The organism is Rhodanobacter sp. DHG33 (genome assembly GCF_014843005.1).
Classification (GTDB): domain Bacteria; phylum Pseudomonadota; class Gammaproteobacteria; order Xanthomonadales; family Rhodanobacteraceae; genus Rhodanobacter_A.
The window spans coordinates 364,175-377,715 of sequence record NZ_JACYXM010000002.1 but is presented as its reverse complement, the minus strand read 5'-3'; the positions used below and the strand labels follow the sequence as shown (position 1 = coordinate 377,715).

Below are 13,541 nucleotides of genomic sequence, written 5' to 3'. Positions count from 1 at the left end.
CTAGGGTAAAACCGCTCTATAGCGGTTTTTCCGATTCCGGCGGAAGACGGTTCCTGACCATGGCAAGCGCCATGCGCGAACAGGAACTCGTGCTAGCAAGGGGATACAACATGAAGTGGATTGCCCGCATCACCCTGGCCCTGTGCGCGTCCTTGGTGTGGCCATCGCACCGTGCCGCGGCAAGCGACGACGCGCGGTTATTCCGGTTGGACGATCTGCGCAACCTGACCCGCCTGAGCGAGCCGCAGATCTCGCCGGACGGCCAGCGCATCGCCGTGGTGGCGTCCACTCCGGACTGGGCATCCGACCAGCGACGCCAGCAGATCGACCTGGTCGATGCAGCCAGCGGCGCGGTACGTGTGCTGACCTCGCAGCGCAAACAACTGTCCATGCCGCGCTGGTCGCCGGACGGAAGCCGACTCGCCTTCCTCGCCGAGGATGCCGAGACCAAGCAAGTACAGATTTTCGTGTTGCCGATGGATGGCGGCGATGCTGCGCGCATCACCACGGCTGCCGAAGGCGTGGACGCCTATGGCTGGAGCCCGGATGGCCGGCAGATCGCTTTCGTCGGCGAAGACTCGCCAGCCAAGCCGGCGAGCGGCAAGCCGCAGGACGACGCCTTCCGCGTCGGGGACAACGACTTCCTGGCGCGATCGGCACGCGCGCCCTGGCAGCTGTGGGTGGTGCCGAGCCAAGGCGGCGAGGCACGACGACTCACGCAGGGCGACGGCAGCCTGTTCACCGAGCAGCAGGACCACGCGCTCGAGCCGATCTGGACCCGCGACGGGCGCCGCATCGTCTTTACCCGCTTCCCCAACGCCTACTGGGGGAGTTCGTTCAAGTCGGTGATCGCGAGCGTCGCGGCCGATGGTAGCCAGGACAAGCTGCTGGCGCCGGATGAAGGCAGCACGGACCCGGCTTACGCACCCGAGGGCGACGCGCTTGCCTACGCGCGGCCGCGGCAAGGCGACCGGAACAATGGCAACGCTGTCTATGTCGCCGTCGACGGCAAGGTCAACGATGTGACGCAGGGCCTGGCGCGCCATATCGAAACCTATGCATGGCTGCCCGACGGCCACGCCTTGTTGCTGGAGGGCGACGACGGCACGCGTACGTCGCTGTGGGAGCAGCCGCTGGCGCATCCAGCGAGAAAGCTCGATCTCGGCGACACGCTGGTCCATCCGCAATTGTCGGTGTCGAAGCACGGTGCGATCGCTTTCGTGGGCAGCACGGCCACGCACCCCGACGAGCTCTACGTGATGGCCTCGACCACCGCCAAGCCGCGCCGGCTCACCGATATCAACGCCTTCGTCGACGACTTGACCCTGGGGCGCAGCGAATCCGTGACATGGACGGGCCCCGGCGGATTCGCCGAGGACGGCGTGCTTACCTATCCCGTGGGTTATGCAGCAGGGAAGAAATATCCACTGGCCCTGGTTATCCACGGTGGCCCGCAGAGCGCTTCCAATGTGGCGTTTTCACCGCTGCCGCAATTGCTGGCGGCACGCGGAATCGCGGTGTTCCAGCCGAATTATCGCGGCAGCAGCAATCTTGGCGACGCCTATCAGCACGCGATCTTCCGCGACACTGCGACGGGCCCAGGCGACGATGTCATGGCCGGGCTCGCGGCCGTGGAAAAACTGGGGCTGGTCGACGAGCAGCGCGTAGCCGTCAGCGGCTGGTCCTATGGCGGTTTCATGACCGCCTGGCTCACCAGCCACTATAAGGTCTGGAAGGCGGCGGTGACGGGCGCGCCGCTCACCGACTGGGTGATGGACTACACCGTGTCCTATTACCAGCAGGGCGATGACTACTACTTCGGCGGCTCGCCGTGGACGGCTCAAACCTGGGACATTTGGCGCGAACAATCGCCGATCGCCTATGTCAGGGACGTCACCGCGCCCACCTTGATACTGGGCGACGTGGGCGATCCGGACGTGCCCCTGGTCAACAGCTACGAGTGGTACCACGGCCTGCGCGACAACGGCGTGCCGGTGGAGTTCTATGCCTACTCGGCCGACACGCACTTCCCTCACGACATCGTGCGCACCACCGATGTGTATCGCCGTTGGGTGGATTGGCTGGTGCGCTATCTGAAGTGAAGAGTGCGGGGGATTTCATCCCAGGGGCCTTGCCGCACCGGGCAGGAGCCGTCAAACACGAATGCACCCAACATCACGATCACCCGCAAACCGGCCCCTTCCCCGGAATACCGAGGAAGGGGCCAGCAACGCCAATCAGAAATCGTACGACACGTAGAAACGGACCATGCGCGGCGGCGTCATGCCCTGGACCAGACCATAGCCGGGGTTGGGCGTGATCGTTGTGCCGTATTGGTTTACCAGCTGGATCGGCGTCTGCTTGTTGAACACGTTAAACACGGCAAGGTTGAAGTTCCACTTGTGCTGCAACCATCCCGGGCTGTAATTCGCGTTGAGATCGAGCGTGTGGATCCACGGCATCGAGCCCAGCGAACCCGGCGACGACGGCTGACCGCCGCACCAGTGGTAGGCGCTGCCGTAGTCGACGGGATCCGACTGGCCGGGGCCGTAGTAACCAAGGCAGACCTTGGGGGTGCCGGATGCAATGTACAGATTGCCGCCGACCCGCCAGTCCGGGTTGATCTGGTAGAAGCCGTAGGCCTTCAGCGTATTGGTGCGACTGTTGGGTTGCGGGCCATACGAATATTCCATCAGCTCCCAGTGATCCCACTGCGGCGTCAGGGCAACCGATTTGCCGCCACCGCCACCGCTCAGGCCGGCGTAGGAATCCACCGGCCCCTCCGTGTTGCCCCAGGAGCGCGACCAGGTGTAAGTGATGCTGCCGTACCATGTGCCGTCGAAGGGGTGCTCCAGCGCAAGGTTGACCGCGTAATAGCGGCGCACGACTTCGCGCGGGAAGCCCTGGTCCTGCGGCGTAATCACCACCTTGTGCAGGTTGCCGTTGCCGTCGGGGATCAGGAGATCGTTGGTCTGGGTCGGGTTGATCAATACGAAGCCCGGCGCGACAGTGCTGCAGCTGGCAAGCCGCTGATCCAGTGTCGTGCCCGCGTACTGCAGCCCCTGCGCGACCGCCGCCCGGCACATGGCGGGGGTGTCGTCCCAGTCATCGATGATGTCCGGGCCCATGTCCTGGTACACACCATTGGCGCTGAAGACATACTTCGAGCCCAGCATCTCGAATTCCTGCTTCATACCCAGTACGAAGTTGTCGGAATACTCGGCCTTGATGTTGGTCGCCGCGGCGCTGGCGGCATCCACCGGCTGGCCGTAGGCGTTGAAGGAGGACACGCCCGCGTTGTCGCCGCGGCCGCCGTTGTTGTACGGGAGCAATTTCAGGCCTGTCGGCTCGCCGGTGACCGGGTCGATGCCGGAATAGGTGTAGTAAACCGAAGCCTGGTTCGCCGTCGCCGTGGCGTTCCAGGAAACCGCCGCCGGAAGCGCGAGGTAGTAGCGGCCCGCATTGCCGTATATCTGCAGGCTCGCATCGCCATGCACGTCCCAGCTGAAGCCGAGGCGTGGCGCCCATTGCGGCTTGGTCAGCCGGGCGAAGGGCTGACCGTCAGCGGCGTGGTTGACGAACTGGTCGTTGCGCAGGCCCAGATCCAGCAGCAAGTTCGGTGTGACCTGCCAGTTGTCCTCGATGTACTGCGCCTGCTGGGTCAGCCGCGTCGACGCCACCAGTTGGTTGTAGCTCTTCGTCACGTAGTAGCCACCCGGGTTGCCGCCGTACGAATCCGGCGCGCCGACGTAGGGCGGCAGGTTGGGATCGCTGCCGACGATGGGCGTGTTTGCGTCACTCTGCCCGTATGACCAGCCATAACCCGGCCCGGTGTTGACCGAACCTTCGTCGTGATCCCAGGTCTGCAGGTTGTCGATGCCGGCGCGCAGGTCGTGGTCACCCAACTTGTATTCCAGGTCGATGCGGTAGTTCATCTCCGTCGAAGTGTGCGCCGAATCGGAGATCGTTCCTTCGGTCTGGGTATTGGAGATCGGCCCGTTGGGTATGAAAGCCGGGTTCTCCAGCGAGGCACTGCCGATATTGGGCAAGGTCGGGTCGTATCCCGGGTACGGCTCCTCGATCGTCTGGTACCTGGCGCGAGTTTTGCCGAACATCGCATGCAGCGTGAAGTCGTCGGTGATGTAGGAGGTGTAGTTGGCCACCCACATGTCGTAGCTGGTCTTGCTGGTGAACGGCTTGGAAAGGAGGCTGCCGCTCTGCAGCGTGTCGTAATTGAAGTTGTAATCGGTTGACCAGACCTTGTTGGAGTTCTGCAAGGCGGACACGGTCAGTACGTTGTTCTCGTTGATGTTCCAGTTGATCTTGGCGTACACCTTCGGCTGGTGTTCGGTGGTTTGCGCGGTATACGGGAGACCTTCACTCATCGCGGAGGTCGCCGAGCTGGTGGTGTCGTCCCGTTCCATGCCCAGGAAGAACGTCAGCTTGTCCTTGATCAGCGGGCCACTCACGTACGCGTCGTAGATGTTCTCTTCCGACCGGTTGCCTGCTCTATAGGTGTTCAGATTTCCCGCCGTTTCCGCCGGATTGGCGGTATAAAGCGGATTGTTCCAGTAGTAATTGCTGGGATCGGCCGTCAACTGACCCGGCGCCCATTCGGCCTTGAAACCGAAATGCCACTCGTTGGTGCCGGGCTTGCCGATTTCGTTGATCACGCCGCCGATCGTGCGGCCATATTGGGCGCCATAACCGCTGGTCATGGTCTGCTGCTGGTCGATGGCGCCATACGGCAGCGGCACGCCGCCCTGCCCGGTAAGCGCATCGGTCGTATTCATGCCGTCGATGAAATACGCGTTTTCCGCAACCGATGCGCCGCCGAACGACAGCAGCGGATTGCCGAGTTGCCCTGTGCCCAGTGACGGCGCACCCATCCCCACGCCAGGCGCCAGCATGGCGATGGCTTCGGCAGTGTTTCCCAGCGGAAGACGGGCGAGCTGGGCGGCGGTGATCGTGGTCACCTGGTTGGTGGTCGTCACGTCGATCGACGGGACGGCGCTGGCGGTGACGACGACACCGCTCAATGCTTTCGGGTTGTCCGTTGTGCCGCCGGCGCTGGCAAAGCTGACGGTGGCCGTGCCCGAGGCCGCCGGGCTGATGTTCGTGCGGGATTGCACCGGCTTGCCATCACGCATCAGGGTGACGGTGTAGTTGCCGGTCGGCAGGATCATCGAGTACTGGCCCGACGAATCCACCGCTACGGTGCGATCGAACCCGGCCGTGCTGGTGATGCGTACGCTCTCGTTGGGAGCCACCGGCACGGTGCCGCGGATGGTGCCCGTGACCGCCTGCGCCAATGCGCCTTCGGCGCAAACGAGACAGAAGCAACTCCCGATCGCCAACACCAGCGCCTTGCGCGGCATAGCTCGGCAGCGCGATCCCTTACCCGACTCATGCTTCATGACTTCACCCTCCCCGGCAGCAGCCTGACGCCTAGATATCGTGCGGTTTACATCAATCTACGTACTCGTTGCAGTGTATTGGATTATATTAACACAAATACGACGATCGGCCGGCGATGTCAAGCGCAGGCGCGCGCCCATGGCGAAGATCGCCACGATGAGACACATGGTTCTGATGATGCCCGAGGTGCATGTGCGGAGCATCAGGCGAGCCGCACCGCGGCTCGGAATTTATCCGCCCACGAGGGAATGCCCCCTATGAGGTCTCGATCAACAATTCGCTGGGATGCATGCTTTTTACCGCCCTGGACGGAACGGTAAGCGTGGTTGCCGAGCAGCTAGTCCACCTTGTCGGTGAACGCGAAGGATAAGCGGGCGCGCGCCCACTTGTCGCGAGGGGCACTTGCACTTCGCTGCAGCACTATGGATATCGAACAGCCGCGGTCTGATGATCAGCGGCTAACTTGCCAGTGCTCACGAACGTATCGGCAAACCGTCTAGCCGGTTCGGTGTCGTTGCACCCGCCCGTGCCCGCTTCTCTTCGAGAGCCAGTCTTGTGCGACTGGCTCTCGGCCGCTCATTCACGAGCGGTCCGAGAGCGCGGAAATTTACAAACGCTCAGCCCAGGCCGAACGAATGGCGGCACCAGCCCAGCAACGGGCCCCAGTACACGCCGAGCACCAGCAAGGCCAGCGCGTTGATCGACAGCACCACGCGCAGCGAGGCATCGGCCTGCGGCTGGTCGGCGCCGCCCTCTTCCGGCTTGTCGAAATACATCACCTTGACCACGTGCAGGTAGTAGTACAGGCCGATGATGGCGAACACCGCGCCGACAATGGCCAGCCACAGCATGTGCGCGTCAATCGCCGCCTGCAGCACGAGGTACTTCGCGTAGAAGCCGAACAGCGGCGGCACACCGGCCAGCGAGAACAGCGCCAGCGCCATCAGCGCGGCGAACCACGGCGAGCGCTGGTTCAGGCCCTTGAGGTCGGAGATCTCCTCGCATTCGAAGCCCGCGCGGGCCAGCGCCAGGATCACGCCGAACGACACCGTGCTCATCAGCGCGTAGCTGATCGCGTAGAACATCGCGGAGGAATAGCCTTCCGGCCCCGCGTTGACCAGGCCCATCAGCAGGTAGCCCATGTGCGAGATGGTCGAATAGGCCAGCATGCGCTTGAGGTTGCTCTGCACGATGGCGACCAGGTTGCCGATCGCCATCGACAGCACCGCCACCGCGGCCAGCATCGGCTGCCAGTGCTGCGACAGGCCGCCAAGCCCGGTCTCCAGCAGGCGCCACGCCATGCCGAACGCGGCCAGCTTCGAGGTGGAGGCGATGAAGGTGGTGACCGGCGTGGAAGCCCCCTGGTACACGTCCGGGATCCACATGTGGAACGGCGCTGCACCCAGCTTGAAGGCAATGCCCACCAGCATGAAGATCAGGCCGAACACCAGCAGGTTCGGCATCGCGCTCTGCGTCGCCACGGTGTGCAGCTGGGCCAGGTCCAGCGAACCGGTGGCACCGTACACCATCGACATGCCGTACAGCAGCATGCCCGAGGACAGCGCGCCCAGCACGAAGTACTTGATCGCGGCCTCGGACGACAGCGAAGAATCCCGGTTCAGCGCCACCAGCGCATAGGACGACAGCGTCAGCAGTTCCAGGCCCAGGTAGACCATCACCAGGTTGCCGGCCGACACCAGCAGCATCACGCCGATCACTGCGAAGATCATCAGCGTGTAGAACTCGCCGATGAACTGCTTGCGCTCGCGCAGGTAGGGACGCGCGTAGATCAGCACCAGCACGGTGCACAGCAGCGCGAACACCTTGAGGATTTCCGAGACCTGGTCGCGCACAAACATGCCGCCGAAGGCGGTCACGGTAACCTCGGGCTGGCCCGCGACCACCATATAGGCGGCCACTAGCAGCACGACGATGGAAATCCAGTGCAGCCAGTGACGCTGCTCCGGCTTCATGAAGGCATCCAGCAGCAGCAGCAAGCACGCCACCGCCACCAGATAGAACTCCGGCAACAGGACCAGGATGTCGTTGAGATTAGGCATGTTCTATCCCGATCAGATCTTGTGGACGACCAGCTGCTGCACCACCTGCGTCACCGAGCTGTCCATCAGGTGGATCAGCGGCTCCGGCCAGATGCCCAGCGCCACCGTCAACGCGGCGAAGGCAAGCAGCACAAAGGTTTCGCGGCCATTGATGTCCTTCATCTCGGCCACGTGCGGATTGTGGATCTCGCCCCACAGCACGCGCTTGACCAGCCACAGCGTGTAGGCCGCGCCGATGATGAGGGTGAACGCGGCGAAGAAGGCGATCCACGGGTTGGCCTTGAAGCTGGCCAGCACCACCATGAACTCGCCCACGAAGCCGCTGGTGCCCGGCAGGCCGCAGTTGGCCATCGCGAACAGCACATAGAAGAAGCCGAACCACGGCATCACGTTGATGACGCCGCCGTAGTCCTTGATCAGACGGGTGTGCAGGCGGTCGTACATCACGCCGATGCAGGTGAACATCGCGCCGGAGACGAAGCCGTGCGAGATCATCTGCACCATCGCGCCCTGCATGCCCAGCCGCGCCGTATCCATGTCGCCGAGGCCGCGCGCCAGCATGAAGGCGATGAAGATGCCCAGCGTGACGAAGCCCATGTGCGCCACGGACGAGTACGCCACCAGCTTCTTCATGTCCTCCTGCACCAGCGCCACGTAGCCGATGTAGACCACCGCCACCAGGCTGAGCCCGATGACCAGCCATGCGTAGTGCTCGCCCGCATCCGGCACGATCGGCAGGATGAAGCGCAGCATGCCGTAGGTGCCCACCTTCAGCATCACCGCCGCCAGCACCACCGAGCCGCCGGTCGGCGCTTCCACGTGGGCATCCGGCAGCCAGGTGTGCACCGGCACCATCGGCACCTTGATCGCGAAGGCGAGCAGGAAGGCGAAGAAGATCCACATCTGCTCGGTGAAAGTCAGCGGCAGCGCCGCCAGCGTGTGCAGATCGAACGTGCCGGCCCGGTGGTACAGGTACAGCAGCGCGATCAGCATGAAGACCGAGCCGAGGAAGGTGTAGATGAAGAACTTCAGCGTCGCGTACACGCGGCGCGGACCGCCCCAGACACCGATGAGGATGAACATCGGGATCAGCATCGCCTCGAAAAACACGTAGAACAACAACGCGTCGGTGGCGCAGAACACGCCGATCATCACGCCCTCGAGCGCGAGCATCGCGGCCATGTATTGGTGCGGCTTGTTCTGGATCACCTCCCACGCGCCGACCACCACGAGGATGCCGACGACGGTGGTGAGCAGGATCAGCGCCACCGAGATGCCGTCCACGGCCAGGCCGTAGTGCACGTTCAGCGAGGCGATCCAGAGGTGGCTCTCGACCAGCTGCATGCCGCCCTGTGCCGCGTCGTACTGCGGCAGCAGGAACAGACTCGCCACGAAGGTGAGCACCATGAACAGCAGCGCGAGCCAGCGCGCCAGGTTGGGCCGTGCGGAACCGGCCAGCAGCACCGGCACCGCGCCGGCGATGGGCAGCCAGATCAGAAGGCTGAGCAAGTGATTGAACATGTTTGCTTGCTTCCCTTTATTGCGCAGCCGGCATGGAACCGAACAGCCAGTACCCGCCGAGCAGCAGGATCAGGCCGAGAATCATCGCGAAGGCGTACTGGTAGAGATAACCCGACTGCAACCGGCGCATGCCGGCGGCCACGCGATGCGTCAAGGCGGTGGTGCCGTCGACCATCACACCGTCGATCACCGCGGCGTCGCCGGCCTTCCAGAACAGGCGGCCGAGCTTCTGGCCGCCCTTGGCGAACACGGCGAAGTAGATGTCGTCGATCCAGTACTTGCGGTCGAGCACGGTCCACAGCGGATGCAGCGCACCCTTGATGCGGCCGGCCAGCGCCGGGTTGAACAGGTAGATGTAGGTCTGGATCAGGAAGGCCAGCAGCACCAGGCCGAACGGCACGCTCCAGAAGCCGTGCAGCGCCATGCCCAGCGCGCCCTCGAAGTGCGCGCCCATCTCGCCCAGCACGTTGTTCGCCTCGTCCACGTGGATGGCCGAACCGAACCAGCCATGGAACAGCATCGGGCCGGCGGTGAAGAAGCCCACCAGCAGCGACGGGATCGCCAGCAGCACCAACGGCAGCGTCACTACCCACGGCGACTCGTGCGGCGCGTGCGCCAGCTCGCCCGGCTTGTGGTGGCCGTGATCGTCGTGGTGATCGTCATGATGCCCATGGCCGTGATGCGCCACCACGGTGAAGCGCTCCTTGCCGTGGAAGGTGAGGTACATCTGGCGGAAGGTGTACAGCGCCGTGACGAAGGCGCCGGCCATCACGCAGAAGTAGGCGTAGCCCGAACCCCAGCGGTGCGACTCGCCCACCGCCTCGATGATCGCGTCCTTCGAGTAGAAGCCCGAAGTGAACGGGATCGCCACCAGCGCCAGCGAACCGATCCACATGGTGATCCAGGTGATCGGCATGTACTTGCGCAGGCCGCCCATGTAGCGCATGTCCTGCTCGTGGTGCATGGCGATGATCACCGAGCCCGCGCCGAGGAACAGCAGCGCCTTGAAGAAGGCATGGGTCATCAGGTGGAACACCGCGCCGGCATAGGCCGACACGCCCAGCGCCACCGTCATGTAGCCCAGCTGCGACAGCGTGGAGTACGCCACCACTCGCTTGATGTCGTTCTGCACGATGCCGATCAGGCCGGTGAACAGCGCACCGGTGGCGCCGATCACCATCACGAAGCTGAGCGCGGTCTGCGACAGCTCGAAGATCGGCGACATGCGCGCGACCATGAAGATGCCAGCGGTCACCATCGTGGCGGCGTGGATCAGCGCGGAAATCGGGGTCGGGCCTTCCATCGAATCGGGCAGCCACACGTGCAGCGGCACCTGCGCCGACTTGCCCATCGCACCGATGAACAGGCAGATGCAGATCACCGTGGCCGCGTCCCACTGCGTGTTAGCGGTGATCTGCAGGGTCTTGCCGGCCAGACCGGGCGCCGCCGCGAACACGGTGGCGTAGTCCAGCGAGCCCAGGAAATACAGCACCGCCGAGATGCCCAGCAGGAAGCCGAAGTCGCCCACGCGGTTGACCAGGAAGGCCTTGAGGTTGGCGAAGATCGCGGTCGGCCGCTTGAACCAGAAACCGATCAGCAGGTACGACACCAGGCCCACCGCCTCCCAGCCGAAGAACAGCTGCAGGAAGTTGTTGCTCATCACGAGCATCAACATCGAGAAGGTGAACAGCGAGATGTAGCTGAAGAAGCGCTGGTAGCCCGGATCGTCGGCCATATAGCCGATGGTGTAGACGTGCACCAGCAGCGACACGAAGGTCACCACCACCATCATCATCGCGGTGAGGCGGTCGACCAGGAAGCCGACGCTGCCGCTGTACTTGCCGATCGCGAACCAGGTGTAGATGTCCTGGTTGTAGTTGACCGCGCCGCCCCACACCAGCGAGTACAGCACGTAGAACGCGAGGCCGCAGGAAACCAGCAGGCCGAGGATGGTGATGCTGTGCGCGCCCGCGCGGCCGATCTGCTTGCCGAGGAAGCCGGCCAGCAGGCAGCCCACCAGCGGCGCCAGCGCGATCGTCAGCAGGATTGAAGTGGACAAAGGCATCGGATCAACCCTTCATGCTGTCGATTTCGGCGACGTTGACCGTGCTGCGGTTGCGGAACAACAGCACCAGGATCGCCAGGCCGATGGCGGATTCCGCCGCAGCCACGGTGAGGATGAAGAACACGAACACCTGCCCCGCCACGTCGTGGCCGAAGCGGGAGAACGCCACGAAGTTGATGTTCACCGCCAGCAGCATCAGCTCGATCGCCATCAGCAGCACGATCACGTTCTTGCGGTTGATGAACAGGCCGGCGACGGCGATGCAGAACAGGATCGCGCCGAGCACGATGAAGTGCGAAAGGGTAATCATGGCTGGGACTCCTGGGCCGGCGCGGCATCGACGGGGCGCTCGGCCGCCATCTTCACCACACGCACGCGATCACGCGGGTTGACCAGCACCTGCTGGCTGGCGTGCTGGTGCTTCACGCCGGTGCGCTGGCGCAGGGTCAGCGCCACGGCGGCGACCACACCCACGGTGAGGATCAGCGCGGCGATCTCGAACGGCAGCAGGTACTGCGAGTACAGCGCCTTGCCCAGCCACGCGGTGTTGGAATCGCCCGCGGGATTGGCGCCCAGCGTCTGCGCATGCATCACGCGCACGCCGATCAGGCCCAGCATTTCCAGCAGCATCACCACGGCGACCACCAGGCCCACCGGCAGGAAGCGCACGAAGCCTTCGCGCAGGCGCTCCAGGTCGATATCCAGCATCATCACCACGAACAGGAACAGCACCATCACCGCGCCCACGTACACCACGATCAGCGCGATGGCGAGGAACTCCGCCTCGGCCAGCATCCAGATGCAGGCCGTGCTGAAGAAGGTCAGCACCAGCGCCAGCACAGCGTGCACCGAGTTGCGCAGGGTGATCACCGCCAGCGCGGAAATCACCGTGACCGCGCCGAAGGCGTAGAAACAGATGAGTTGGAACAGGTTCGGATCGATCATGATGTTCCGTCCTCAGCGGTAGGCCGCGTCTTGCGCACGGGCAGCGGCGATGTCCGCCTCGAAGCGGTCGCCGATGGCGAGCAGCTGGGGCTTGGTCACCACGTTCTCGCCGCGGTGCTCGAAGTGGTACTCGTGGATGCTGGTCTCGACGATCGAGTCCACTGGGCAGCTCTCTTCGCAGAAGCCGCAGAAGATGCACTTGAACAGGTCGATGTCGTAGCGCGTGGTGCGGCGCTGGCCGTCGCTCTCGCGCGGCGCGGAGTCGATGGTGATCGCCAGCGCGGGGCACACCGCTTCGCACAGCTTGCAGGCGATGCAGCGTTCCTCGCCGTTCGCGTAGCGGCGCAGCGCGTGCAGGCCGCGGAAGCGGTTCGACTTGGGGATGTGCTCCATCGGGTAGCGCATCGTGTACTTGGGGCTGAACAGGTAGCGCCAGGTCAGGCCCAGGCCCTTGAGCAGCTCGATCAGCAGCAGGCTGTTGAAATAACTGATTACGCGTTTCATCGGAATTCTCAAGCCCCCGCGATGCCGTAGTACTTCATGCAACCGGCCACCAGCACCCACACGATCGCGATCGGAATGAATACCTTCCAGCCCAGTCGCATGATCTGGTCGTAGCGGTAGCGCGGGAAGGTGGCGCGCAGCCACAGGAACAGGAAGGCGAAGATGAACACCTTGGCGAACAGCCACAGCGGATTGCCGTGGCCGACCAGGCCCCAGCTTTCCGGGAACGGGCTGAGCCAGCCGCCCATGAACAGGATCGAGGCGAGGAAGCTCACCAGGATCATGTTGGCGTACTCGGCCAGGAAGAACAGCGCGAACGCCGAGCCGGAATACTCCACGTGGAAACCGGCGACGATTTCCGACTCGCCTTCCGCCACGTCGAACGGCGCGCGGTTGGTCTCGGCCACACCGGAAATGAAGTAGATGATGAACACCGGCAGCAGCGGCCACATGTACCAGCTGAAGATGCCCTTGCCGCCGGCCTGCGCGTTGACGATGTCGGTGAGGTTCAGCGAACCGGCCAGCACCAGCACGCAGACCAGGCACAGGCCCATCGCCAGTTCGTAAGAGATCACCTGCGCCGCGGAACGCATCGCGCCAAGCAAGGCGTAGCGCGAATTCGACGCCCAGCCGGCGAGGATGATGCCGTACACGCCGATCGAGGTCATCGCCAGCAGGTAAAGCAGGCCCGCGTTCGCGTTCGACAGCACCAGCTTGGTGCCGAACGGGATCACCGCCCACGCTGCCAGTGCCGGCACCAGCGCAAGCAGCGGCGCGAGGTAGTACAGCGCGCGGTTCGCGCTGCTCGGCAGGATCACTTCCTTCAGCAGCAGCTTCACCACGTCGGCGAAGGCCTGCAGCAGGCCGAACGGGCCGACCTTGTTCGGCCCCATGCGCACGTGCATCCAGCCGAGCACCTTGCGCTCCCACCACACATACAGCGCCACCGTGATCACCAGCGGCAACACGATGCACAGGATGTGGATGACCGGCCAGATGACCTGGTTGAGTAGCTGTTCGCCCATGTG

9 protein-coding genes are annotated in these 13,541 nt (G+C 63.9%); 1 reads left to right on the top strand and 8 read right to left on the bottom strand.

Annotated features, from left to right (window positions below):
• The first annotated feature begins 110 nt into the window (after positions 1-110).
• Complete coding sequence (locus IHE46_RS04635) at positions 111-2,102, top strand: S9 family peptidase (protein ID WP_192163453.1); 1,992 nt, start codon at positions 111-113, stop codon at positions 2,100-2,102.
• 135 nt (positions 2,103-2,237) lie between these two features.
• On the opposite strand, the gene IHE46_RS04630 is transcribed toward IHE46_RS04635, so the two are convergent.
• From IHE46_RS04630 to nuoH, 8 genes are all read right to left on the bottom strand, one after another.
• On the bottom strand, positions 2,238-5,417 hold the full coding sequence (locus IHE46_RS04630) for a TonB-dependent receptor (protein WP_192163452.1): 3,180 nt from the start codon (positions 5,415-5,417) through the stop codon (positions 2,238-2,240).
• A gap of 618 nt (positions 5,418-6,035) precedes the next feature.
• The gene (gene nuoN / locus IHE46_RS04625; protein WP_192163451.1) at positions 6,036-7,478 is read right to left on the bottom strand and encodes an NADH-quinone oxidoreductase subunit NuoN; all 1,443 of its coding nucleotides are present in this window, start codon (positions 7,476-7,478) and stop codon (positions 6,036-6,038) included.
• Between the two features lie 12 nt (positions 7,479-7,490).
• Complete coding sequence (locus tag IHE46_RS04620; protein ID WP_192163450.1) at positions 7,491-8,999, bottom strand: NADH-quinone oxidoreductase subunit M; 1,509 nt, start codon at positions 8,997-8,999, stop codon at positions 7,491-7,493.
• A gap of 16 nt (positions 9,000-9,015) precedes the next feature.
• Positions 9,016-11,064: an NADH-quinone oxidoreductase subunit L gene (gene nuoL, locus IHE46_RS04615; RefSeq protein ID WP_192163449.1), complete on the bottom strand. Its 2,049-nt coding sequence runs from the start codon at positions 11,062-11,064 to the stop codon at positions 9,016-9,018.
• A 4-nt stretch (positions 11,065-11,068) separates the two neighbouring features.
• A complete protein-coding gene (gene nuoK, locus IHE46_RS04610) occupies positions 11,069-11,374 on the bottom strand; it encodes an NADH-quinone oxidoreductase subunit NuoK (RefSeq protein WP_077483669.1) in 306 nt (101 codons plus the stop codon).
• Entirely contained in the window at positions 11,371-12,009 is a 639-nt protein-coding gene (locus IHE46_RS04605; protein ID WP_192163448.1) for an NADH-quinone oxidoreductase subunit J, read from the bottom strand. Before IHE46_RS04605 ends, nuoK begins: the two co-directional genes overlap by 4 nt.
• A gap of 12 nt (positions 12,010-12,021) precedes the next feature.
• Positions 12,022-12,513: an NADH-quinone oxidoreductase subunit NuoI gene (nuoI, locus tag IHE46_RS04600; RefSeq protein ID WP_192163447.1), complete on the bottom strand. Its 492-nt coding sequence runs from the start codon at positions 12,511-12,513 to the stop codon at positions 12,022-12,024.
• An 8-nt stretch (positions 12,514-12,521) separates the two neighbouring features.
• Positions 12,522-13,538 (bottom strand): NADH-quinone oxidoreductase subunit NuoH, encoded by a 1,017-nt coding sequence (nuoH, locus tag IHE46_RS04595; protein WP_192163446.1) that lies wholly within the window; start codon positions 13,536-13,538, stop codon positions 12,522-12,524.
• Positions 13,539-13,541: the final 3 nt, after the last annotated feature.